Origin of the sequence: Bacillus sp. EU55 (genome assembly GCF_038005925.1) — a bacterium.
In the GTDB taxonomy this organism is placed as follows: Bacteria; Bacillota; Bacilli; order Bacillales; family Bacillaceae; genus Bacillus; species Bacillus velezensis.
This window is the reverse complement of the sequence record NZ_JBBOUE010000001.1, coordinates 3568720-3593233: the sequence shown is the minus strand read 5'-3', so window position 1 is coordinate 3593233 and position 24514 is coordinate 3568720. Positions and strand designations below refer to the sequence as shown.

The 24514-nt window shown below is 49.8% G+C and carries 25 protein-coding genes; 19 read left to right on the top strand and 6 right to left on the bottom strand.

Features of this window, described 5'->3' with window-relative positions:
- Positions 1-45: 45 nt before the first annotated feature.
- The gene (locus NYE50_RS18315) at positions 46-564 is read right to left on the bottom strand and encodes a GNAT family N-acetyltransferase (protein WP_021495236.1); all 519 of its coding nucleotides are present in this window, start codon (positions 562-564) and stop codon (positions 46-48) included.
- Between the two features lie 133 nt (positions 565-697).
- Between NYE50_RS18315 and NYE50_RS18310 the strand changes: the two genes are divergently transcribed.
- Both NYE50_RS18310 and NYE50_RS18305 read left to right on the top strand, forming a co-directional pair.
- Positions 698-1327, top strand: coding sequence for a YczE/YyaS/YitT family protein (locus tag NYE50_RS18310; RefSeq protein ID WP_014305880.1), 630 nt, complete (start codon positions 698-700; stop codon positions 1325-1327).
- 79 nt (positions 1328-1406) lie between these two features.
- Entirely contained in the window at positions 1407-1937 is a 531-nt protein-coding gene (locus NYE50_RS18305) for a dihydrofolate reductase family protein (protein ID WP_159354617.1), read from the top strand.
- A gap of 31 nt (positions 1938-1968) precedes the next feature.
- On the opposite strand, the gene NYE50_RS18300 is transcribed toward NYE50_RS18305, so the two are convergent.
- The 3 genes from NYE50_RS18300 to slrR form a co-directional block, all read right to left on the bottom strand.
- Positions 1969-2169 (bottom strand): hypothetical protein, encoded by a 201-nt coding sequence (locus tag NYE50_RS18300; protein ID WP_014418938.1) that lies wholly within the window; start codon positions 2167-2169, stop codon positions 1969-1971.
- A gap of 141 nt (positions 2170-2310) precedes the next feature.
- Positions 2311-3759, bottom strand: a complete 1449-nt coding sequence (locus tag NYE50_RS18295; protein ID WP_172869887.1) for a carboxylesterase/lipase family protein — start codon at positions 3757-3759, stop codon at positions 2311-2313.
- Between the two features lie 80 nt (positions 3760-3839).
- Positions 3840-4295, bottom strand: a complete 456-nt coding sequence (gene slrR, locus NYE50_RS18290) for an HTH-type transcriptional regulator SlrR (RefSeq protein ID WP_017418863.1) — start codon at positions 4293-4295, stop codon at positions 3840-3842.
- 244 nt (positions 4296-4539) lie between these two features.
- On the opposite strand from slrR, the gene NYE50_RS18285 reads away from it, so the two are divergent.
- The 15 genes from NYE50_RS18285 (at position 4540) to NYE50_RS18215 (ending at position 20255) form a co-directional block, all read left to right on the top strand.
- A complete protein-coding gene (locus NYE50_RS18285; protein ID WP_022553826.1) occupies positions 4540-5247 on the top strand; it encodes a YveK family protein in 708 nt (235 codons plus the stop codon).
- Positions 5248-5252: 5 nt separating this feature from the next.
- Complete coding sequence (locus tag NYE50_RS18280) at positions 5253-5933, top strand: CpsD/CapB family tyrosine-protein kinase (RefSeq protein WP_029973548.1); 681 nt, start codon at positions 5253-5255, stop codon at positions 5931-5933.
- Positions 5934-6155: 222 nt separating this feature from the next.
- The gene (locus tag NYE50_RS18275) at positions 6156-7973 is read left to right on the top strand and encodes a polysaccharide biosynthesis protein (protein WP_185156493.1); all 1818 of its coding nucleotides are present in this window, start codon (positions 6156-6158) and stop codon (positions 7971-7973) included.
- 15 nt (positions 7974-7988) lie between these two features.
- Positions 7989-9128: a glycosyltransferase family 4 protein gene (locus tag NYE50_RS18270; protein ID WP_159354615.1), complete on the top strand. Its 1140-nt coding sequence runs from the start codon at positions 7989-7991 to the stop codon at positions 9126-9128.
- Positions 9125-9967 carry a glycosyltransferase family 2 protein gene (locus NYE50_RS18265; RefSeq protein WP_012118512.1) on the top strand — a complete coding sequence of 281 codons (843 nt, stop codon included), beginning with the start codon at positions 9125-9127 and terminating at the stop codon, positions 9965-9967. The genes NYE50_RS18270 and NYE50_RS18265 overlap by 4 nt, the downstream gene beginning before the upstream one ends.
- The gene (locus tag NYE50_RS18260; RefSeq protein ID WP_159354614.1) at positions 9960-11096 is read left to right on the top strand and encodes a glycosyltransferase family 1 protein; all 1137 of its coding nucleotides are present in this window, start codon (positions 9960-9962) and stop codon (positions 11094-11096) included. Before NYE50_RS18265 ends, NYE50_RS18260 begins: the two co-directional genes overlap by 8 nt.
- A gap of 3 nt (positions 11097-11099) precedes the next feature.
- On the top strand, positions 11100-12203 hold the full coding sequence (locus tag NYE50_RS18255; RefSeq protein WP_007613926.1) for an EpsG family protein: 1104 nt from the start codon (positions 11100-11102) through the stop codon (positions 12201-12203).
- 18 nt (positions 12204-12221) lie between these two features.
- On the top strand, positions 12222-13259 hold the full coding sequence (locus tag NYE50_RS18250; protein WP_053285131.1) for a glycosyltransferase family 2 protein: 1038 nt from the start codon (positions 12222-12224) through the stop codon (positions 13257-13259).
- A gap of 4 nt (positions 13260-13263) precedes the next feature.
- On the top strand, positions 13264-14340 hold the full coding sequence (locus NYE50_RS18245; protein ID WP_053285132.1) for a polysaccharide pyruvyl transferase family protein: 1077 nt from the start codon (positions 13264-13266) through the stop codon (positions 14338-14340).
- Complete coding sequence (locus tag NYE50_RS18240) at positions 14337-15371, top strand: glycosyltransferase (protein ID WP_159354611.1); 1035 nt, start codon at positions 14337-14339, stop codon at positions 15369-15371. The genes NYE50_RS18245 and NYE50_RS18240 overlap by 4 nt, the downstream gene beginning before the upstream one ends.
- The gene (locus tag NYE50_RS18235) at positions 15368-16885 is read left to right on the top strand and encodes an MATE family efflux transporter (RefSeq protein WP_159354610.1); all 1518 of its coding nucleotides are present in this window, start codon (positions 15368-15370) and stop codon (positions 16883-16885) included. Before NYE50_RS18240 ends, NYE50_RS18235 begins: the two co-directional genes overlap by 4 nt.
- On the top strand, positions 16882-17490 hold the full coding sequence (locus NYE50_RS18230) for a sugar transferase (RefSeq protein ID WP_007407383.1): 609 nt from the start codon (positions 16882-16884) through the stop codon (positions 17488-17490). Before NYE50_RS18235 ends, NYE50_RS18230 begins: the two co-directional genes overlap by 4 nt.
- Positions 17487-18134, top strand: coding sequence for an acetyltransferase (locus tag NYE50_RS18225; RefSeq protein ID WP_022553817.1), 648 nt, complete (start codon positions 17487-17489; stop codon positions 18132-18134). Before NYE50_RS18230 ends, NYE50_RS18225 begins: the two co-directional genes overlap by 4 nt.
- A 4-nt stretch (positions 18135-18138) precedes the next feature.
- Positions 18139-19311 carry a DegT/DnrJ/EryC1/StrS family aminotransferase gene (locus tag NYE50_RS18220; protein ID WP_017418873.1) on the top strand — a complete coding sequence of 391 codons (1173 nt, stop codon included), beginning with the start codon at positions 18139-18141 and terminating at the stop codon, positions 19309-19311.
- Positions 19290-20255, top strand: coding sequence for a polysaccharide pyruvyl transferase family protein (locus NYE50_RS18215; RefSeq protein ID WP_172869894.1), 966 nt, complete (start codon positions 19290-19292; stop codon positions 20253-20255). The genes NYE50_RS18220 and NYE50_RS18215 overlap by 22 nt, the downstream gene beginning before the upstream one ends.
- A gap of 13 nt (positions 20256-20268) precedes the next feature.
- On the opposite strand, the gene yvfG is transcribed toward NYE50_RS18215, so the two are convergent.
- Entirely contained in the window at positions 20269-20487 is a 219-nt protein-coding gene (gene yvfG / locus NYE50_RS18210; RefSeq protein ID WP_003151570.1) for a protein YvfG, read from the bottom strand.
- A gap of 74 nt (positions 20488-20561) precedes the next feature.
- Between yvfG and rpoN the strand changes: the two genes are divergently transcribed.
- Complete coding sequence (rpoN, locus tag NYE50_RS18205) at positions 20562-21875, top strand: RNA polymerase factor sigma-54 (protein WP_159354608.1); 1314 nt, start codon at positions 20562-20564, stop codon at positions 21873-21875.
- A gap of 37 nt (positions 21876-21912) precedes the next feature.
- Here the strand turns inward: rpoN and lutP are convergent, their stop codons facing one another.
- Positions 21913-23589: an L-lactate permease LutP gene (gene lutP, locus NYE50_RS18200; RefSeq protein WP_159354607.1), complete on the bottom strand. Its 1677-nt coding sequence runs from the start codon at positions 23587-23589 to the stop codon at positions 21913-21915.
- Between the two features lie 205 nt (positions 23590-23794).
- On the opposite strand from lutP, the gene NYE50_RS18195 reads away from it, so the two are divergent.
- The gene (locus NYE50_RS18195; protein ID WP_017418877.1) at positions 23795-24514 is read left to right on the top strand and encodes a FadR/GntR family transcriptional regulator; all 720 of its coding nucleotides are present in this window, start codon (positions 23795-23797) and stop codon (positions 24512-24514) included.

Genomic DNA, 24514 nt, shown 5'->3' with positions numbered 1-24514 from the left:
AAAAACAGGGGTCAGTCCCGCTTGTCCGGGTTTTTTTGTATCCTTTTACGACAGGGTTTTGGTCATGATAAAGTCGACTTGTTTATCATCCCCCATATAAAAAGAGTGTTCTCCGGTTTGGACAAACCCCATTTTTTGATAAAAGGCGATTGCATTTTCGTTTTTTTCCCATACGCCCAGCCAGATGTTCTTTTTATTGTGTGCTGTTGCGATTTTCACAGCTTCATTCAGCAGATATTTGCCAAGCCCGTGTTTCTGATGGTTTTTTCTTATATAAATTCTCTCAATCTCAAGAGAATCTTCCCCCATTTTTTCTGACTGTGCTTCGTTCATGTTGACTTTTATATACCCCGCAAGGTCATCATGATAATAAACAAAATAGAATTGAGAAGACAGATTGGATAATTCCTTTTTCAGCTGTTCAGAGCGGAATGCATTTTCCAAATAAGCTTTCATATTTTCAGGTGAATTTTGATCCTTAAATGTATCATTGAATGTTTCAATGCTTATCTCCCGGAGCTCTGTAATATCGTTAAGGCTGCACTTTTTTAATTGAATACTCATGGTCATACAGCTCCTTTCTTCATTTATCATATCAGCTGATTTTTTGTTGTATTTGCAATGAAAATACCGTATAGTAAACATACCGTAATTTTGTTGTATTTGCAACATAAAATAAGAAAATGAGGACGATAAAGTGAAATATGTTTTTTATGTTTTAGGAATCATGATCTTGACCTTTGGTATTTCTGTCACGATTCAATCAGATCTTGGAACGTCGCCTTTTGATGCGCTTATTGTGGGATTGTCCGTCCATGCAGGGCTTACCGTGGGAAGCTGGGAAATCATCATCGCTTTCCTGTTAATTTGCTGTAATTCAATGTTAAAAAGGCAAAGGCCGGAATTTTCAGGGATGATTACGGCGTTTATAACGGGAATCGGGATTGATATGTGGCTTTTTTTTCTGCATCGAGTCATAACGCCTGAACTATGGTACGGAAAAGCGGGCTGTTTTGCAATCGGTTTAGTTGTGATAGGGATAGGAACCGCAACCTATCTGCACACAAATTTCGCCCCGATCCCGGTTGATCGGTTAACGCTAATTGTCCGCGATTTAACCGGGAGAAGCATCTTTTTTTCAAGAACGGTCATTTACTTCATATTTTTCATACTGGCCGTGATGCTAAAAGGTCCGGTAGGCATCGGAACGTTATTAACCGTTTGTTTAGGCGGGATCATCCTTCATTTCTTTATGCCGATTACCGGAAGATGGATAGACGGCATATTAACAGCATCTCCAAAGCAGGAAGAAACGAAAACCCGGTAGCAGGGGTTTTTATCCGGTTCTATCATTTTTCATTTCATCCGCATGTTCAAGGTATAATAAAAAAGGGGGAGGGATTTTTATGAGCGGTCAAAGAAAGCTCGTTTTTTACGGAGCTGTCAGCGCAGATGGCTATCTTGCGCGGGAAAATCACTCTTTAGATTGGTTAATCGGAACTGAAGGTGAAGACGGCACCGATTATGAAGCTTTCTATGAATCTGTCGATACGATCATCATGGGCAGAAAAACATACGAGGACATATTGGTTTTATTGCCTGAGGAATTTCCGTACAAAGGTAAAGAATGCTATGTGTTTTCGCGGACATTGACCGGGTGCACTGAACATGTGCGGTTTATTCAGGAAGAGCCTGCCGATTTTATAAAAGCATTGAAACGCCAAGAAGGCAAGCGGATTTGGATTGTCGGCGGGAGTGATCTGCTGCACCCGGTTTTGGAGGAAAAACTTGTCGATGAGTTTATCATTCAGATCGCCCCCGTTCTGCTCGGCCGCGGAATTTCTTTGTTCAAACCCGGAGACCGGGAGACAGGGCTGAAGCTGACTGATGTCAGGCGCTATAAGCAATTTGCGGAGTTGCATTATGAAGTGAGATGAAATGAAGTGTATGAAAGAAACCCAGTAAAGGTTACCGGGTTTCTTTTTCATGTTTGTTTTTATGTTTTGAAATGGTGTGGGCCGGCCCGCATGAAAACCCTGCAACCATGATAACAACCCCTATCCACCTCACAGCATAGAAATCAGTGTCGCGCAGGAAGATAAATGAAACTAAGGTCATAAGCGCCCCAATTATAACGGCAGCTGTGCCGATAATACTTGATTTCTCCATATAAAAACTCCTTTATGAATGTTTGTTTAACTTATTGGGTTAGAATATAACATATCAGGGGTAATGTGGAAACGGATATTCTGCGATGTCTGAAGTAAGATGAAAACGAAACGCCAAGGGAGCCGGCTCCCTTGGCGTTTTTTATGCTTGAAACAGGATGCGGCGTTTTGCTGCATCGGGATCACTTTCGACAGCGGTATCCGTGTTGAAAAGCAAAGTTTCGCGTGAATCGGTTTCATATTCAGGCCAATTGAAGTGAGAGGTGTTCGGGTTTCCGGTTTTTGCAAAAGCGAGCCATGCGGATTGGATTTGTTTGGAAAGCTGTTCTGCGTCGTCACCGAGCGGTTCTTGCAGCGTCTTTCTCAAAGAATCAAAGTTTCCGAACACAAACGGCAATTCCAGAGCGTGAACGGCTTTATGAAACGGCGGTGTTTCGCCATGCCAATCAAAGCGGTACATCCAGACCGGTGCATGCTGGGACTGTCCTTGTGCGAAAGCGACAGCCGGCCACCAGAAAATCAGATCCGTCATCATATCGATTTGTCCCTTTAATGAATGCGGATATAAATCTGCCGCTTGCTCGGTGCAGTTTTCTCCGAGGTGATAATGCAAATAATCTTGCTGCTTTTTCTCGGAATGAATATCTGTATCAGGGGTGAAAAACAAATATGCTTCATCACGATTGGTTCCGATGATCATAGGTATGCCTTCTGCGGCCCCGTCTGCTATGGCTTTCACCGGTTCCGCAGGCAATGTGGCCGGATCGATGGCGGGCTGAAACAAAAGCTGGAAAATGTTTTGATCTAGTGAGCGCCGCACTTTATCCGCAGTCTTAAGCAGGTCATTAACGGAAAGCTCCTGCAATTGATCAGTGCCGGCTTCATGAATAAATGCCGCCGCGATGTCTTTTGCCATGTCCGCCGGGATCGTATGAGAGGCGCCGCTTTCTAAAATGGCTTTATGAAACAGGCCTTTTGCGTCAGGCATTGCCATAAGGGAGGCGATGCTCATGCCGCCTGCCGATTCACCAAATATCGTGACGTTATCCGGGTCTCCTCCGAATTCGGAGATATTGTCCTTCACCCAGCGCAGCGCGGCGATCTGATCGAGCAGCCCGATATTGGAGGAATACGCGTCATGAATAGAAGACAAATGTAAAAAGCCTAACGGTCCGAGCCTGTAATTGAGTGTCACTACAATGACATCTCCGTCAGCGGCAAGGGCAGATCCGTCGTAAAGCGGTTCGCTTCCGGCACCTAAATAAAATGCCCCGCCGTGTATCCATACCATGACAGGCTTTTTTTCGCCCTCTGAATCGGGGGCGAAAACGTTGAGGTAAAGGCAATCTTCAGATTGAGGCGGTATATCCCCGGAAAACGATATGGACAGCATATCATCCGGCTGCGGACAAACCGGTCCGAACGAATCGGCATGTTTTACGCCGTCCCAAGGTGCGGGCGGCTCCGGCGCTTTAAATCTCAGCTCTCCGACGGGCGGCTTCGCGTACGGTATGCCCTTCCATGTGCGGGCACCGCGGCCGGCAGTTCCTTTCAGTGCGCCGCAGCGGGTTTGAACGGTAAGTTTTGTCATGATTTCATCCCCTTTTTTCTTTTCATTATAAACAGAGATGAAGACATGAAGCGAATAAAAGCCCTTTCATCAGCATATCCTCAGTAACGCTTCCGTTCTAAAAATGATCTGACTTCCTGAACGGACAAGCCGAGTTCTTTTGCTTCCTGCATCAGCGCTTTCCATTCTTCAATGTTGGATTCAGTCAGTTTTCTGTTGCGGTAGGGTGCGGGCTCCGGCCGTTTTTCAGTCAGTTTGTTCGTAAAGGTGAACAGTTCTTCTTTCGGCATGCCCGACTGCACGGCCTGCACAAGGTGGATGCGCCACTCATCTTCTGTGTCTCCCATCTGATGCAGCATCGTTTCGGCATCAAAAAGCTCCGTCAGATCGACCTGAAGGGTGGCGGATACTTTTTTCAGAAACTGGATGGACGGATTTGAGTGAACCCCCCGTTCTATCTTGCTTAAATAAGATTTAGAGACACCTGCTTCAACTGCTAGCTGATTAATAGAGTAGCCTTTTCTTCTGCGGTATAAACGAATTATTCTTCCAATCATTGTGCTGAATTCTCCCCTGTATACTGGCATTTTTTTGTTCATTATAAGAAATTTTTCGTTCTTTATAAAATTTAAAATTATAAGGTAAGTGCAGTAAATAAGAGGAAAATCATGATAATGTTCTCTAAAAAGAACCAAATGGCTTAATTTGAAATTTTCAAATTTCGACCTTTTCTTTTATAATCCAATCATTAACAGAAGGGGGCGTTTAAGCCTGATGCAATAAGGATGAGGCTGTAATTACATGAATGAGAATATGAGTTTTAAAGAATTATTTGACATTATTAAACACAGACTTTTACTGATTTTTATCATGACAGCAGTTGTAACGCTGGTGACGGGATACATCCAATTCCGGGTGATTTCGCCCGTTTATCAGTCATCGACCCAAGTGCTCATTCATGAAACAAGCGGTGAAAAAAATTCGAATCTCAGCGACGTTCAGCTGAATCTTCATTACAACAATACGTTTCAAACGATAATGAAAAGCCCGGTAGTGCTTGAGAAAGTGAAACAGACGCTGCATCTTTCTGAGACGGCATCCGCTTTAAAAGCAAAGATCACGACAAGCAGCGAAACCGATTCAGAGATCATTACTGTAGCGGTGCAGGACGAGAACCCGAAACAGGCCGCCGCTATAGCGAACACGCTGATGAAGACATTTAAAAAAGAAGTCCGTGACAGGATGAATATAAAAGGCGTCATTGTTTTGTCTGAGGCAAAAGCATCGGAAAGCCCGATGGTCAAGCCTTCGCGCATCCGGAATATCATGATGGCGTTCGGTGCGGCTCTCATGGCGGGTGTGACGCTTGCGTTTTTTCTCCATTTTCTTGATGAAACCGTTAAAAGCGAGCGGCAGCTCAGCGAAAAAACAGACTTGCCTGTTTTAGGGGTTGTGTATGACATCAAAAATCAGCAGACACGGTCTGATGAAAAATATTTCGGGGAGTGAGGCGTTTGGGATTCAGAAAAAAGAAATCAAGAAGGGGACTGGCTCAAATATCCGTTTTACATCACAAATCATTGGTGGCTGAACAATACCGCACCATTCGGACAAATATTGAGTTCTCCTCTGTTCAGACCCATTTGCGCTCTATTCTCGTCACTTCTTCCGTTCCGGGAGAAGGAAAATCATTCAGCGCCGCCAACCTTGCCGCGGTATTTGCGCAGCAGGAAAAAAAGGTGCTGCTCGTCGATGCGGATTTACGAAAACCGACGATACACGAGACCTATCAGCTTGAAAATGTACAAGGCCTTACGAATGTGTTAGTCGGAAACGCTTCCCTCGGCGAAACGGTGCAAAAAACGCTGATTGATAACCTTTACGTCATAACGAGCGGGCCGACGCCGCCGAATCCGGCTGAGCTTTTATCTTCAAAGGCGATGGGAGAGCTGATTCAGGAGATGTACAGCCGGTACAGTCTGGTTATTTTCGATTCACCTCCGCTTTTGGCGGTGGCGGACGGACAGATTTTAGCGAACCAGACAGATGGAAGCGTTCTCGTCGTCTTGAGCGGAAAAACGAAAATGGATACCGTCCAAAAGGCGAGAGACGCGCTCCAGCAGTCAAAGGCAAAGCTTTTGGGGGCGCTGCTGAATAAAAAGAAAATCAAAAAAACGGAGCACTACTCGTATTGAGCGGTGCAGGTGATGTCTCCTTACCTTTATCAACGGAGGCACTCGGCTCTGCTGTGGGCGGCGTTTTTCGCTGCCTTAGATGCTGGTCGTCGGTGGCGGGGTGTGAGGACGGGTTAAATGCCCAATTTATCTTAAGATGATGCATTGTTATCGGCTTAGCTGTTATGTCTGTTTTTTTACGAAAACCGTATCAGCTAAACCGATAAATGAGGAGGGGAAAGATTGACTTACCGGAGAAGACTTTCAATGATTTTTGCATTGGATACGTATCTCGTTTTACTTTCCGTTGTTATAGGATATCAATTTTTTGAGGATTCTTATCACTTTTATGACTCCGGAGCGTTGCTGCTGACTGCCGTGAGCATGCTGATCAGCCATCATGTATGCGCTTTTATGTTTCACCAGTATAAGCAGGTATGGACGTACACGGGAATAGGCGAGCTGCTTGCCTTGATGAAGGGGATCACGCTGTCAGCAGCCGTAACGGCGGCCGTCCAATACGGGGTGTTCCACACGATTTTGTTCCGGCTGTTGGCCGTCAGCTGGATGGTTCAGCTATTGTTCATCGGAGGAAGCCGGATGATTTCACGGGTGCTGAAAGAAACGATCGGCAGGAAGCAAAATGACTCTTCCAGGGCGCTGATCATCGGCGCAGGTGCGGGGGGGACGCTGCTCGTCCGTCAGCTTACCCAGAAAAACGATCTCGGAATCATGCCTGTAGCTTTTATTGATGATGATCAGACGAAGCATAAGCTCGAAATCATGGGCCTGCCCGTCATCGGCGGAAAAGAAAGCATTATGCCGGCGGTGCAGAGGCTGAGAATTCACCATATTATCATCGCCATTCCGTCTCTTTGCACCCATGAGCTTCAGACGTTATACAAAGAATGTGTGCAGACGGGCGCCCATATTAAAATCATGCCGCAATTTGATGAGATCCTGCTCGGAACGCAGGCTGCCGGACACATCAGGGATGTAAAAGCCGAAGATCTGCTCGGCAGAAAGCCGGTCACCCTTGATACGAGCAAAATTTCTGACAGCATCAAGGGAAAAACGATTCTGGTCACGGGCGCCGGCGGCTCAATCGGTTCTGAGATCTGCCGCCAGATCAGCGCGTTTCTTCCGCGGGAAATCGTCCTTCTCGGCCACGGGGAGAACAGCATTCATTCCGTACATACCGAGCTGTCCGCACGCTTCGGCAAAGAGGTGCTCTTTCACGCGGAGATCGCCGATATTCAGGACAGAGATAAAATCTTTACTTTGATGAAAAAATACGAGCCGCACGTCGTCTATCATGCGGCTGCCCATAAACATGTGCCGTTAATGGAACATAATCCGGAAGAAGCCGTTAAAAACAACATCATCGGCACGAAAAATGTCGCCGAAGCCGCCGACATGTGCGGAACGGAAACATTCGTGCTGATTTCTTCTGACAAAGCGGTCAATCCGGCCAATGTCATGGGCGCGACGAAACGGTTTGCGGAAATGGTCATCATGAACCTCGGAAAGATCAGCCGCACCAAATTCGCCGCCGTCCGTTTCGGAAATGTGCTCGGAAGCCGCGGCAGCGTCATTCCGATTTTCAAAAAGCAGATTGAAAAAGGCGGACCCGTCACCGTCACGCACCCGGCGATGACAAGATATTTTATGACGATTCCCGAAGCGTCAAGACTCGTCATTCAGGCGGGGGCGCTTGCAAAAGGGCGGCAGATTTTCGTTCTGGATATGGGAGAACCCGTCAAAATCGTCGATCTGGCCAAAAACCTGATTCATTTATCAGGCTATACGACAGAACAGATTCCCATCGAATTCTCCGGCATCCGTCCGGGAGAAAAGATGTATGAAGAATTGCTGAATCATAATGAAGTACATACGGAGCAGATTTTTCCGAAAATCCATATCGGGAAAGCGGTGGACGGGAATTGGGCCGTGCTCATCCGTTTTATGGAGGAATTCAGCCGTCTGCCTGAAGAAGAGCTGAGAAAAAGGCTGTTTGAGGCGATCGAATCAGTACATGAAGAAGCGGCCGCAGGCGTGTGATGGGAGGACAGAAAGATGACGAAAAAAGTATTATTCTGCGCCACAGTCGATTATCATTTTAAAGCCTTTCATCTTCCGTATTTTCAATGGTTTCAGGATATGGGCTGGGAGGTGCACGTCGCGGCAGGCGGCAATATGAATCTTCCGTTCGTTGATGAAAAGTTTTCCATTCCGATCCGGCGCTCGCCGTTTCATCCCGAAAATCTTTCTGTTTACAGGCGTCTGAAACGGCTCATTCAGGACAACGGCTACGACATGATTCACTGTCATACGCCGGTTGGCGGCGTGCTTGCACGCCTTGCGGCGAGACAAGCGCGCCAAAAAGGGACGAAGGTGCTGTACACCGCGCACGGCTTTCACTTCTGCGACGGAGCGCCCCTGAAAAACTGGCTTCTTTATTACCCGATCGAAAAATTTCTCTCTTCTTACACGGATTGTTTGATTACGATTAATGAAGAGGATTACGAACGGGCCAAGCAAATGAAAAAAACAGCTTGCGGCGCGAAGAAAATACACGGCATCGGCGTGAATACAGACAGGTTTCACCCTGTGAGCCGGGCAGAGAGTGAACGTCTGAGAGAAAAACACGGCTTCGGTGCCGGGGAATTTATCCTCATATACCCCGCTGAATTAAACGGCAATAAAAACCAGGGACTTCTCATTGAGGCTGCGGCACTGCTGAAGAACCGCATTCCGGAGCTGAAACTCGTATTTGCCGGAGAAGGCGCGATGGAAGAGCCGTACAGAAGAAAGGCTGAATCACTCGGGGTATCTGACATTGTGCGGTTTTACGGATTTTGCCGTGACATTCATGAACTGATTCAGCTTGCCGATCTGTCCGTCGCCTCAAGCATCCGCGAAGGGCTCGGCATGAATCTGCTTGAAGGAATGGCTGCCGAAAAGCCCGCCGTTGCCGCAGACAACAGGGGGCACCGTGAGGTCATCGAAGACGGCGTGAACGGTTTTCTCGTGCCGGCAGGGGACAGCGCGGCATTTGCCGATCGGATTGAAAAGCTGTACCGATCCCCGGGTCTGCGAAAAGCAATGGGACAAGAAGGGCGCAGGACGGCGGAATGTTTTTCAGAAACACGTACGGTAAAGGAAATGGCGCACATTTACGCCGGTTATATGGATAAAAAGGAGAAAAGCGTATGAATGCAGGAGCACAACCGAAAATTTCCGTCATCATGGGAATTTATAATTGCGAAGAGACTTTAGCGGAGAGTATTGAATCCATCCTGAGCCAATCTTATAAGAATTGGGAACTGATTATGTGTGATGACGCGTCAACTGACGGAACGTATCAGATTGCGCGCCGTTACGCGGATCATTACGGCGACCGGATTACGCTGATTCAAAATAAGACAAATCAACGGCTTGCCGCTTCGCTTAACCGCTGTCTGACATACGCAACGGGGGATTATATCGCCAGGCAGGACGGTGATGACATCTCCAACCCGAGGAGACTGGAAAAACAGGCCGCTTTCTTAAACAAGCACGCCCACTATCAAGTCGTAGGCACGGGCATGCTCGTATTTGACGAATTCGGTGTAAGGGGCGCCCGGCTTTTGCCGCCCGTGCCGAAACCGGGAATTATGGCGAAAGGCACACCATTCTGCCACGGCACCATTATGATGCGGGCTGAAGCGTACAAAGCGCTTGGCGGCTACCGGTCAGTCAGGCGGACGCGGCGGATGGAGGATATCGATTTGTGGCTGCGCTTTTTTGAAGCGGGTTTCCGGGGGTACAATCTCCAAGAAACGCTGTATAAAGTAAGAGAAGACAGTGATGCGTTTAAAAGGAGATCGTTTACGTATTCCATTGATAATGCGGTGCTCGTTTTTCAGGCGTGCAGACGGCTGAAGCTGCCGCTTTCCCATTACGCGTATATCGCAAAACCGCTCATCCGCGCCATTACGCCGCCCGCGGTCATGAACCGTTATCATAAAAACAGGGACATCCGCCAAAAAGAAGGGCTTGCCGAACATGACTGACAAACCGATGCGGGTGCTGCACGTCTTCAGCGGGATGAACAGGGGCGGCGCAGAAACGATGATGATGAATTTGTACCGGAAGATGGACAGAACGAAGGTGCAGTTTGATTTTTTAACCCATAGGAACGATCCGTGCGCTTATGATGAGGAAATTCTCGCTCTCGGCGGACGGCTTTTTTATGTGCCGAGCATCGGCAGCACAAACCCGATTACATTTGTAAAACAGGTCAAGCGGGTGATTCAGGAAAAAGGCCCGTTTGCCGCCGTGCACGCCCATACCGATTTTCAGTCGGGATTCATCGCGCTTGCCTCTCGTTTAGCCGGCGTCCCGGTGCGGATCTGCCATTCGCACAGTACGTCGTGGCGGGGGCGGGCGTCGCGGCTTGCCGGGATGCAGCTGTTTGTTTTCAGACGGCTGATTACGGCAAACGCCACGGCACTGTGCGCCTGCGGAAAAGACGCGGGCCGTTTCTTATTCGGGAAAGAAAAAGACGTGCATCTTTTGCCGAACGGCATTGATCTCGACTTATTTGCCGGCGGGTGCGCGGACACAGAAGCTGAAAAAAGGAAGCGGGGCATTGCAGACGGCCGTTTGGTGATCGGCCATATCGGCCGCTTTACAGAAGAAAAAAACCACGAATTTCTGCTCCGGCTGGCCGCTGATATGAAAGAGCGGGGCATCGGTTTACAGCTGGTTCTCGCCGGGGACGGTCCGCTTCGCACCGACATGGAAAATCTGGCGGCGAAGCTGGGGCTTGATGATGATGTGCGTTTTATCGGCATAGAAGAACGCGTTCATGCCCTGCTGAAAACGCTGGATGTATTTGTCATGCCGTCTCTTTATGAAGGGCTGCCTGTCACGCTCGTTGAAGCGCAGGCCTCCGGGGTGCCGTGCGTGATATCAGACGGCATAACGGAAGAAGCCGATGCCGGGCTCGGGCTGGTCAAAAGGCTCAGCCTTAAAGAACCGCCCCGACAATGGGCAACAGCGGTTTTACGGGCAGCAGAGGCGGCAAAGCCTGACGGGGCGCGCATTAAAGAAACCCTCAGACGGCAGGGATATGACGCGGGAGAAAATGCGGGGGCTGTTATGAAGCTTTACAATATGAATTGGAAAAAGGAACAGTAACGAATGATTGTATACGTAGTCAATATGGGAATTGTGTATATTTGGTCATGGTTCGCGAAAATGTGCGGCGGGCGTGATCAATCGCTTTCGACCGGATACCGGCCGAATCAGCTCGTCATGATCGTTCCGCTGCTATCGCTCGTATTGGTCTCCGGTTTGCGCTACAGAGTCGGGACGGATTTTCAGACGTACGCGCTGATGTACAAGCTGGCGGGAAATTACGGCAGCATTTGGGAGATCTTCGGGTTCGGAGCGAAAAAAGCAGCCGTTGATCCGGGGTTTACGGCTCTCATCTGGCTCATGAATTTTATCACGAAAGATCCGCAAATCATGTATTTCACCGTGGCGGTCGTGACGTGCAGCTTTATTTTAAAGGGGCTCGTTGAGTTCGGCCGTCCGTTTGAGCTGAGTGTGTTTTTGTTTTTGGGCACGTATCACTATTATGCTTCCTTTAACGGGATCAGGCAGTATATGGTGGCGGCCGTTTTGTTTTGGGCCGTCCGCTACGTGATCAGCGGAAGCTGGAAGCGTTATATGTCAATCGTGCTGCTGTGTTCGCTTTTTCATTCCTCAGCGCTGATTATGATTCCGGTTTATTTTCTCGTCAGAAAAAGAGCCTGGTCGCCCGCGATTTTCGGACTGTCGGCATTGTTTCTTCTTATGACGTTTCTGTATCAGAAGTTCATTTCGCTGTTTGTCGTCGTGCTGGAAAACAGCTCGTACGGCCATTATGAGAAATGGCTGATGACCAATACGAACGGGATGAACGTCGTAAAAATCGCGGTGCTGCTTCTGCCGCTGTTTTTGGCTTTCTGCTATCGGGAGCGGCTGCGGAAGCTCTGGCCTGACATTGATGTCATCGTGAATTTCTGTCTGCTCGGCCTGCTCTTCGGTCTTTTGGCGACAAAGGATGTTATTTTTGCCCGGTTTAATATATATTTCGGCCTGTACCAAATGATCTTGATCCCTTATTTTGTGAGGATTTTTGATGAAAAATCAAATGCGCTGATTTATATCGCCATTATTGTCTGTTATTTTCTTTACAGTTACTTGCTTATGCCGGTCGATTCGTCTGTGCTTCCGTACAGAACGATTTTTTCCCGGTAATGGACACTGGAGGTTTATATGGAAACACCCGCGGTCAGTTTATTAATTGCTGTGTATAATACGGAAACTTATTTAGAAAGATGCTTAGATTCATTGCTCAATCAGTCGCTCGCCAATATCGAAATCGTGGCCGTTAATGACGGGTCAACGGATCAAAGCCCGGCGATTCTTGAAACCTATCAGAAGCGGGATGAGAGAATCAGGGTCATTCATCAGCAAAACCGGGGGCTCGGCGCGGTCCGCAACAAGGGCATTGAGGCGGCGCGCGGCGAATTTATCGCTTTTATTGATGCGGACGACTGGGTTGAGCCTGATTATTGCCTCAGCATGTATGAAAAAGCGAAGGCTGATCAGGCTGATCTCGTGATTTGCGAGTATGCGGCCGAATTTGCGGATACGGGGAAAACCGCCGTTTCAACGATCGCTTCAGCGTACGCGGGCCGCCCGAAACAACGGTACCTGAAAGATTTATTTGAAGGAAGAGTCAGCGGTTTTTCATGGAACAAGCTGTACAAAAGAACGATGATCGAGCATCATCAGCTGCGCTTTCCGCTTCGTGATGAGCTGGAGCACGTGGAGGATCAGTACTTCAGCCTCAGGGCGCATGTTTTCGCAGGTGCGGTCTCGTACGTGGATCAGCCGCTCTATCATTATCGGATTCACTTGACTTCCATTGTGCAAAGCTATCAGAAAAAGCTGTTTGACTCAGGTCTCGTTCTCTATCGGCTGAACGAGGCTTTTTTGCGTGAAAACGGCTGCTTACAGGAATACCGGCAGGAGCTGGATTTTTTCATCGTTCAGCACGGAACAGTCTGCCTGCTGAATGAATGGAAGCGGAATAACGGCGGCCGGTTTTCTGAGAAATGGAAGAATATCAGCCGGATATGCGCTGATCCCGTGTTCCGCCTGAGCCTTTCCAAAACCGGAACGGCGCCGTTTGACGCCAAACGCTCATGCCTTCTGCTTTTGGCGAAGCTGAAGCTGATTCCGTTCGTGTCGCTGGCCTCAGCCGCGTATCAGCGGGCAATCGAGTACAAAATGAAAATCAGAGGGTGAAGACATGTCGATACAATCTTTAAAAATCAATCTCGCGGAATGGCTTTTGCTAAAGGTCAAATACCCGTCCCAATTTCATTTCGGAACGGCAGCGGATGGGTCGGGGCTTTCAGCGGCAAGAAAAAAGATCATTCTGACGCTGCTCCCGTCCCACGATAATCTCGGCGATCACGCCATCGCCTACGCAAGCAAAACGTTTCTTGAACGGGAGTATCCCGATTTTGACATTGTCGAGGTGGATATGAAGGATATATACAGATCAGCAAAAGCGCTGATCAAAAAGCGCCACCCCGATGATATGGTATTCATCATCGGCGGCGGGAACATGGGGGATTTGTACCGGTATGAGGAATGGACGCGCCGCTTTATTATCAAAACATTCCGGGAATATCGGATCGTTCAGCTTCCGGCGACGGCTCACTTTTCTGAATCAAAAAAGGGACGGAAGGAACTGAAGCGCGCCAGAAAAGTGTACAATGCGCATCCCGACCTTTTGTTAATGGCGAGAGATGAGACGACGTATCAATGGATGAAGCGTCATTTTCCCGGAAAAACAGTGCTCAAACAGCCTGACATGGTCTTATATTTGGATAAAAGCGAGCGGCACATCCCGCGGGAAGGGATCTACCTCTGTTTACGGGAGGATAAGGAGAGTGCGCTGACGGCTGAGGACAGAACGATGGTAAAAGAAGCTTTGGCAAAAGAGTACGGAGAGCTGCATTCCTTTACCACGACGGTCGGCCGGAGGGTCAGCCGCCATACACGCGAAAAGGAGCTGGAAGCGCTTTGGAATACGCTGAAAGGCGCGGAAGCCGTCGTCACTGACAGGCTTCACGGGATGATTTTTTGTGCGCTGACGAAAACGCCTTGTGTCGTCATTCGTTCGTTTGATCATAAGGTGATGGAAGGCTATCAATGGCTGAAAAACATACCGAACATGACATTGCTTGAACGTCCCGACCCTGAAGCCGTAACGTCCGCCGTAAACCGGCTGCTCAGCGGCAAGCATGAGGAAGGCGGTTCTTTGCGCAGTGTTTATTTTGCCGGGCTGCGCTCGAAAATCAGCGGTGATGCCCAATGACCGCGCCGCTTGTGAGCGTGATCGTGCCGATGTATAAGACAGAGCCTTTTATTAAAAAATGCGCGGTTTCTTTAACAAAACAGACGCTGAGAGACATCGAAATCATTTTTGTCAATGACGGTTCACCGGATCAGTCAGGCCGGATTGCCGAACAATTCGCCGCAGAAGATACGAGGATCCGGGTGATTCATAAAGAAAACGGCGGCCTCAGCTCGGCCCGCAATGCCGGAATAAAAGCCGCCCGCGGCCGTTATATCGGTTTTGCGGACGGAGATGACTATGTGACGGAAACGATGTTCGAGCGGCTTTATGAAGAAGCGGAGAAGAACCGGCTGGATATCGCCGGCTGCGGTTATTATAAGGAAACGCCGTCTAAAGAAAGAACATATATGCCGCCGTCCATTCCGGCGGGCCGCGTCTTCACAGCGGATGAAATGACTGCATTGCTGATACGTGCGCACGAACATCGGTTTATTTGGTATGTGTGGCGCTATATATACCGGAGAGAAGCATTGCAAGGGCTGTTGTTCCATGAAGATATCCGGTTTGCCGAGGACTCTCCGTTTAACTTGGCAGCGTTCCGCCAAGCCGCGCGTGTCAAAGTGATAGACGAAGGGCTGTATATCTACCGGGAAAATCCGCAAAGTCTTACAGAAACACCGTTTAAGCCCCACTTAGATCAAGAACTGCAAAAGCAATATGCAGCGAAAATGGCTTTTTATGAGGCGAACGGGCTGACGGACGCCTGCCGGAGCGATATCGATACATATTTGTGCAAGCATCAGATTCCGATGCTGATCGCCAACGCATGCGCCGCCCCGCAGCCGTCACACCAGATTACGGCGCACATCGGCAGAATCTTAACGTATGACATGGTAAAAACGGCGGTGCGCAGGACGCCGTGCCGCCATAAACAGCTGCTGGCGGGGGAGCGCGTGGTGCTCGGCCTGTGCAAAATGCGCCTTCCTCTTCTTCTGCATGCGTTTTTCGAACGGAAATCGAAAGAGAAAGGCAGTGCGGAAGGAGCATGAAATTTGCCATTAATTTCGGCGCCAATGTGACGGCGTTTTTACTATCGGTGTTTTTATCAGTGTGGATGACTCCCTTTATTGTGAAAACATTAGGTGTGGAGGCTTTTGGGTTTGTCCATCTGACACAGAATATCATTAACTATTTCTCTATAATTACCGTTGCGCTGAGCTCTGTCGTTGTGAGGTTTTTCTCCGTCGCCGCCCACAGGGGGAACAAGGACGAGGCCAATGCGTATGTAAGCAATTTTTTAGCCGCGTCTGTCGTGATATCTCTATTGCTCGCTGTGCCGCTCGCCGGGACGGCTTTTTTTATTGACAAGATTATGAATGTACCGGCCGGGCTCTTAACGGATGTGAGGCTCTCTATCGTGATCGGCAGCGTGCTGTTTATGCTGACGTTTTTTATGGCGGGGTTCGCGACGGGGCCGTTTTTCGCCAACAAGCTTTATATCACAAGCTCCATTCAGGCCGTGCAAATGCTGGTCAGGGTGCTGTGTGTGCTCGCTCTGTTTACGTGCCTGCCGCCGAAAATCTGGCAGATCCAGCTTTCGGCATTAGCGGGAGCTGTCTGTGCGGCCGTGCTGACTTTTTTCTTTTTTAAGAAATTGATTCCGTGGTTTTCTTTCAGCCGTAAAACCTTGTCATTACAGACGAGCAAAGTGCTGTTTTCGGCCGGTGCCTGGAGTTCTGTCAACCAGATCGGCGTGCTGCTGTTTCTGCAGATTGACCTCATGACGGCCAACCTCGTGCTGGGGCCGTCTGAAGCGGGTGTCTATGCGGCGATTATTCAATTCCCGCTCCTGCTCAGAAGTCTTGCCGGGACGCTTGCTTCACTGTTTGCGCCGGTTTTGACTTCCTACTATTCAAAAGGCGATATGGAAGGTCTCCTGTCTTACGCCAATAAGGCCGTGCGGCTGAACGGGCTTCTGCTCGCGCTTCCCGCCGCATTATTAGGAGGGCTCGCCGAACCGTTTCTGGCGATTTGGCTGGGCCCGTCGTTTGTGCAGACGGCGCCGCTTTTATACATTCACGCCGCGTATTTGGCGGTCAGTCTCTCTGTCATGCCGCTTTTTTACGTATGGACGGCTTTTAATAAACAAAAAACGCCCGCCGTCGTTACTTTATGTTTAGGCGGACTGAATGTCATATTGGCCGTGGTTCTCAGCGGACCGGCACATCTCGGGCTGTACGGCATCACCATCGCCGGTGCAGTCTCGCTCATTTTGAAAAATGCCGTCTTCACGCCGCTGTATGTTTCGCATATTACCGGTTTTCAGAAAACCGCGTTTTACAAAGGAATGTTCGGCCCGTTGGCGGCGGCCGTATTTGCCTGGGCTGTCTGCCGGGGTATCCGGCTGTTTTCACCGCTTGACAGCTGGGCCGGCCTGATCGCTACGGGGCTTGCCGTATGCATAAGCTATGCCGCATTCGCTTTTTTCTTCATTTGTACGAAAGAAGAAAGGCGGCTTGCTTTACAGAAATGCCGAAAAGTGAAAGGAGCTGTTCAGATTTGAAGGCGAAACGTGTATTTGATATAGCGGCCGCGGTGTTGTTATTGTGCGGCGCAAGCGTCATCCTTCTCTTCGCCATGGCCGCCGTCAGATGCGCCATCGGGTCTCCGGTATTGTTCAAACAGACGAGACCGGGGCATAACGGGCGTCCGTTTACGTTGTATAAACTCAGGACGATGACGGATGCGCGTGATGAAAACGGTGTGCTGCTTCCGGATCATCTCCGCCTGACCAAAACGGGAAGGCTGATCAGAAAACTGAGCATCGATGAGCTTCCCCAGCTTTTTAATGTGCTCAAAGGAGATATCAGTCTGGTCGGCCCCCGCCCTTTGCTGATGGATTATCTGCCGCTTTACACGGCGGAGCAGGCGCGGCGCCACGAGGTGAAGCCGGGGATTACGGGCTGGGCGCAGATTAACGGGAGAAACGCGATTTCATGGGAGGAAAAATTCAAGCTCGACGTGTGGTACGTCGACAACCGCACATTTCTTCTCGACTTAAAGATTCTGCTTTTAACAGTGAAAAAAGTTCTCGTGTCAGAAGGCATACATCAAGCCGGCCATGTGACGGCAAAGCGCTTCACAGGCAGCGGAGATATGTCATCGTGAAAAAGGTCGTGCTGATCGGAAACGGCGGACACGGAAAAGTCGTGAAGGAAATCGTGCAGGCCCGTTCCGATATGGAGCTTGCGGGCATATTGGATGACGGATTCAGCGGTTTTGCCGTTCGGAACGGTTTATATACGGGCCGGACGAAAGACGTGCCCATGCTTCGGAAACTCGTCCCCGAGGCCGTATTCACGATATGCATCGGCCGCAACGGCGTCAGAAAGCAGTTCGCTGAAACGCTTGGGCTTGAAGATGACGATTATGCCGCACTCATTCACCCCGGGGCGATCGTCAGTGAAACGGCTTCCGTCGGACACGGAACGGTTGTGATGGCGGGCGCCGTCATTCAGGCGGGCGCTGACATCGGCGCCCATTGCATCATCAATACGGGCGCGGTTGCCGATCATGACAATGCAATCGGAGATTACGTCCATCTTTCACCGCGCGCGGCGCTTGCCGGCGGAGTGAAAGTCGGGGAAGGAACGCACATCGGAATCGGCGCGTCCGTCATACCGCAGATTGACATCGGCCCTTGGTCCGTTATCGGCGCGGGGGCTGCGGTCATCAGCCGAATTCCCGGCCATGTGACGGCGGTCGGCGTTCCGGCCCGCGTCATCTCCCCTATCCATAATGAAAAAGGATGATTTCATGCAAACAAACAAACGGATTTATTTGTCTCCGCCTCATATGAGCGGAAAAGAACAGGAATACATCGCAGAAGCCTTCCGATCCAATTGGATTGCCCCGCTCGGTCCGCTCGTCAATTCGTTTGAAGCGCGGCTCGCGGAATATGCGGGAGTGAAAAGCGCGGCGGCAGTAAGCTCGGGAACGGCGGCCATCCATCTTGCCCTGCGGCTTGCGGGTGTGAAAAAAGGAGACGCTGTATTTTGTCCTTCCTTTACGTTTGTCGCCACGGCGAATCCGATTGTGTATGAGCAGGCTGAGCCCGTTTTTATTGATTCGGAATGGGAGACGTGGAATATGTCGCCTGATGCGCTTGAGCGGGCGCTGCGGGATGCAAAACGGCGCGGCAGACTCCCGAAAGCGGTGATCGCCGTCAATCTTTACGGCCAAAGCGCGAAAATGGATGAATTAATGAGCCTTTGTGACGCATACGGCGTCTGTCTGATTGAAGACGCTGCCGAGTCCTTAGGATCAACATATAAAGGCAGGCAGAGCGGCACGTTCGGCCGTTTCGGCATATATTCCTTTAACGGCAACAAAATCATTACAACATCGGGAGGCGGCATGCTCGTGTCTGACGATGAAGCCGCGATTGAAAAAGCGAGGTTTCTTGCGTCACAGGCGAGAGATGCCGCCGTTCATTACCAGCACAGCGAGCTCGGTTATAACTACAGGCTCAGCAACATTCTCGCGGGCGTGGGGATATCGCAGCTGGAAGTGCTTGAAGATCGCGTCCGGGCGAGGAGAGAAATCTTTCACAGGTATCGGGAAGCGCTGGAAACGTATCCGGGCATCCGCATGATGCCGGAGCTTGAAGGAACGGTTTCAAACCGCTGGCTGACGGCTCTGACGCTTGATAACGGCGTGACGCCGGAAGAAGCCGTCGCCTGTCTTGCGGAACAGAATATTGAGGCCCGGCCGCTGTGGAAACCGCTGCATACGCAGCCGCTTTTCTCATCTTCCGTCTTTTATCCTCACAGCGAACATGAGCGTGTCTCTGAGAACCTTTTCAGCCGGGGCATCTGTCTGCCATCCGGGTCTGACCTGTCTTCTGAGGAGCAGCAGCGTGTCATTGACGCACTTGCGCAACTGTTTGAAACGAAAGGGGAGAAAACATGGACAGCCGCCATGTTATGAGCCGATTAAAAGAGACGCTGACGGGTCTGCTCAGCGTTATACCGCCGCAATCTGACATCATATATGCCGACTATCCCCTATACGGAAATGTAGGGGATTTATTGATTATGAAAGGGACGGAGGCGTTTTTTAAAGCGCACGGCATCCGCGTGAAACAGCGCTGGAATCCCGACAATTTTCCATTCGGGCGCCGGGCGGACAAAAAGACGATCATCGTCTGTCAGGGTGGCGGAAATTTCGGGGATCTCTATCCGTACTATCAGACGTTCAGGGAAAAAATCGTCAAATCCTTTCCGGAAAACAGGATCGTCATCCTGCCGCAATCGATTTATTATCAGGATGAGACACGGCTGCAAAAGACATCGGCGCTTTTTGCGGGGCACAAGGATCTCCACCTGTTTACGAGGGATCATGTGTCATACGAGACCGCGAAACGCTTTTTTTCGGCGAATCATATCGGGCTTATGCCTGATATGGCCCATCAGCTGTATCCGATCGCGGCGTCAGCGGCTCCGTCACGCGGCAGGCTTCATTTTATCCGCACGGATGGGGAAATCAATCCGAAGCTGCAAAACAATCCTTCCGTTAAAAGCTGCGACTGGCAGGATGTGCTGTCAGCAAGCGACCGCAGGGGAATCGTTTTTTTCCAAACACTGAATGTTTTGAATAAAAAAGCGGGAAACCCGCTGCCGATTGCGCGGTTTTGGAAACGCTATTCCGATTTCTTGACGAAAAAAGCGGTTCTGTTTTTCAGCAGGTACGAATCAGTGGAAACGTCAAGGCTTCACGGCCACATCCTGTCCTCGCTTCTCGGGAAACCGAATACCGTCATTGATAATTCATACGGGAAAAACGCCAACTATTATCACACCTGGATGCACGAAGCGCCGGACGTCCGTCTGATCGGGGAAACCGCCGGCACGAAGGAAAACCTTCCGCTTTGAATAAGCGGAAGGTTTATTTTGTTTCTCCGCGTTTTACTTTGTTGTACGCCTCATCCAAATGCTGAATTCTTTTGAGCACAACCGAGTTTTTCGTCAGCTGATCCTGAACAAGGGTTGAGACGACGGAGCGGTAATAGCTGTTCATCGCATGAATTCGGTCTTCATTCGGATTCATTTCAATGTGCTGTGTAAAGTTTTCAATAAAATAAGGAACAGAAAAAAGTTCTGACATTTATAAAGCAACTCCTTTTAATAAGTATATACGGTATGAAACCAATCATGTACAATGAAAAAAGGGGAGTGAGCATGATTGATATCAAACTTCAGCAAACACAAATGTTAAAGCCTCAATTAACGCAAGAGCTTAAACAGGCTATCACATTACTCGGATACAATTCCGCGGAACTGGCCGGATATATTGATGAGCTCTCACTGGAAAACCCTCTGATTGAACGAAAGGAAACAGACACGCCGCCACTATCTTACCATAAAACAAATAAAAACAGGATGAAAGAACGGGACGGAAGCCAGCAGATCAGACATACCCGCAAAACGCTGCAGGATTCGCTCAAACAGCAAGCCTTAGACATGAAGCTGTCCGATGATGAGAAAAAGATTTTCAATTATCTGATACATTCATTGGACGCAAACGGATATTTAAAAGAGGACATACCAGCTGCCGCCGACCATGTATCCGCTTCACAAGAGGAGACGGAAGCGGTTCTGAAAAAGCTTCAATCCCTTGAGCCCGCGGGAATCGGCGCCCGGTCTTTGCAGGAATGCATCCTTCTTCAGCTCCGCCGTCTTCCTGAGCGGAACGAACAGGCGGAATGGATTGCCGAAGCCTATTTTGAGCTATTTGCAAGAAAGAACGGGAAAGCGCTTACAACAAAAACGGGCATTCCGCTTAAAGACATTCAGGACATCGCTGACATGATCAGCGCCCTTGATCCGAGGCCGGGGCTCCGTTATGCGCATGAGGAGCCGGGTTTTTACGTGGAACCGGATATTTTCATCACGGTGAAAAACGGCATCATTCAAGCGCGGCTCAACAGCCGTTCGTTTCCTGACATCCAGCTTCATACCCATTATCAGCCGCTCTTGTCAGCTGCCGGGTGCCGTGACACGAAAAATTATCTGTCGGCAAAATATCAGGAATGGCGCTGGCTGAACCGGGCTTTGTCGCAAAGAAAACAAACGATCACGAGAATTATCGGCGTCCTGACTGAACGGCAGGAATCTTTTTTTCTCACAGGAAAAAGCGGAATGCAGCCGCTGACCTTAAGAGAGGTGGCAGAAACGCTGGAGCTCCACGAATCAACGATCAGCCGGGCCATCAAAGGGAAGTACGTTCAGACGCCGTACGGACTGGTTGAAATGAAAACATTTTTCTCGGCGAAAGCTGAATCGTCGGGGGACGGCGGCGCCTCCAATTATGCCGTAAAAGCGCATCTGGAGGCATTGGTCGGTAAAGAAGATAAAAAGAAGCCTTTTTCAGATCAAAAGCTTGCCGATCTGCTGCATGAACAATATGACATCCGAATCTCAAGGCGCACCGTCGCCAAATACCGTGACCAATTAAATATTCCGCCGTCATCGGCGAGAAAACGGTACAGCTGAAACCTCCCCGAGCCAAACCCCGGGGAGGTTCTCCGTGTTACGGGATCATCCATGAAAACAGATGATGCTGTAAAAATGTAATAAGACAGACGAGCAGAAGCAAAAACAGACTGTGCTTAATCGTAAAGCGGAAGAGGTCGGCTTCCTTGCCCGCCAGACCGACAGCGGCACAGGCAACCGCAATGGATTGCGGAGAAATCATTTTTCCGGTGACACCGCCTGATGAATTGGCGGCGACGGAGAGAACCGGGTCCATCCCGACAGAGAGCGCCGTTACCTTTTGCAATCCGCCGAACAACAGGTTGGCCGACGTATCAGAGCCGGTAATAAATACGCCGAGCCAGCCGAGCACCGGCGAAAAAAAGGTAAACATCGCGCCCGTCATGGCAAGCGCAAGACCGAGTGTCGTGCTCATGCCGGAAGCATTCGTCACATAAGCAAAGCCGACAACAGAAACAATGGTGACGACCGGAAGCGTTAACTCTTTCACCGTCTCTATAAACGCTTCGCCCCATGTCTTCCACGACATGCCGAGGGCGAACTTGGAGATGACGGCGGCAATCAGAATCGCCGTTCCCGCTGAACCGAAAAGCTCAAGTTTGTACACGGCTTCAATCGGCGTGCCGTCCGCCTGAAGAATCTGCTGATTTACAAATGGGACGGGAGGCGTGAAGGTCAATGCACGCCCGGCTGCATTCAGCCAGGAAAGCCACATTGACGTTCCTTCGTAATGACCGGTTAAGGCAGCCTTCACGCTGGGAATCCCCCAGACGGATATCATGGCCGTCAGAAGAAGGAAAGGAGACCACGCTTTAAACACCGCGGCGCCCCCGTACTTGATCGGCGCCCGGTCAGCGGCCGCTGCTGATTCCCGTTCTGCCGCGAAACGAAAGGCCGTTTTCGGTTTCCAAAATTTCAAAAACACAGCGAGCGCGGCCATGGAAACAAGCGCCGACAGCACATCCGGCAGCTCAGGCCCTAAAAAATTCGAGCTTGCGTACTGCACGGCCGCAAAGGAGACGCCGGAAACAAGAATGGCCGGCCATATCTCAAAAGCCTTTTTAAACCCGCTCATCAAAATGATTAAGTAAAGCGGAATAAAGACGGATAAAAACGGAAGCTGCCGGCCGACCATTTGAGAAATTTCCATTGCCGGTATCCCGGTCGGACCTTCGACGGCGGTAATCGGAATGCCGATCGCACCGAAGGCAACGGGCGCCGTATTGGCAATCAGGCAAATCCCCGCCGCATACAGCGGCTGAAAACCAAGTCCGACGAGCAAAGCAGCCGAGATCGCGACGGGAGCGCCGAAACCGGCGGCGCCTTCTAAAAACGCCCCGAATGAAAAGGCGATGAGCAGCGCCTGCAAACGCCGGTCATCTGTAATTGAGAGCACCGAACTCCGGATAATCTCAAACTGTCCCGTTTTCACGGTGATTTTATACAGAAAGACCGATGTGACGATAATCCAGCCGATCGGAAGCAGCCCGTACACCGCTCCCTGAGAAGCGGACATCACCGCTTTTTCCGCCGGCATGCCGTAAACAAATACAGCGATTAAAAGTGAAACGGCTAACGTGAAAAGCCCCGCGATGTACCCCTTCATCCGTTTCACCGCAAGCGCCCAAAAAAAGAAGATAATCGGCACGAGCGCGCAAGCTGCCGATAAAAGCAAATTTCCCCCTAAAGGAGCGTACCCCTGTGTCCATTGCATCCCTAAAAAACCCCTCCTTATGTCATGTAAGCGATTACTTTTTATGATAAGGTCATCTGATGACCGGGTTAATTAGCATTATATTTTGAAAGTTTTGAAAGTACAATACTTTTCTTGAACAAATTGTCTGAACCTGTCGGCGGTGCGAAAAAAGAAGTATAATAGACGATAAACATCAAGATTCACAAGTGACGGGGTGATCGCGTTGAAATATAAACAAATTAAAACGAAAAAAATCTACGAAGAAGTCGCTGACGCATTGCTGGAGAAGATAAAAGCGGGCGAGCTTAAGCCGGGTGAAAAGCTTGATTCCGTTCAGGCGCTTTCTGAGAGTTTTCAGGTCAGCCGCTCGGCGGTCAGAGAAGCGCTGTCGGCTTTGAAAGCGATGGGGCTCGTCGACATGAAGCAGGGAGAAGGCACATACATAAGAGAATTTGAGCCGTCTCATGTTTCCCAGCCGCTTTCTTCCGCCCTCTTGATGAAAAAAGAGGACGTCAAACAGCTGCTCGAAGTCAGAAAGCTGCTTGAACTCGGCGTCGCCGCCATGGCCGCTGAAAAACGCACCGAAGACGATTTACAAAAAATCCGCCAAGCTCTCCTGGAGATGAAAGACATTGATGGAGACGAGGAATTGGGCGAAAAAGCGGATTTCTCCTTTCACATGGCGCTGGCGGAAGCATCACAAAACGGGCTGCTCAAGCATCTCATGAATCATGTCTCCGCGCTCCTTTTGGAAACAATGAGAGAAACGAGAAAAATTTGGCTGTTTTCTAAACGAACGAGCGTGCAGCGATTGTATGAAGAGCATGAACGCATTTACAGCGCCGTCGCCGCCGGAGACGCGGATGAAGCGGAAGCGGCGATGACGGCGCATCTGACGAATGTGGAAGAAGTGCTGGGGGCTTATTTTGAAGAAAATGTATAG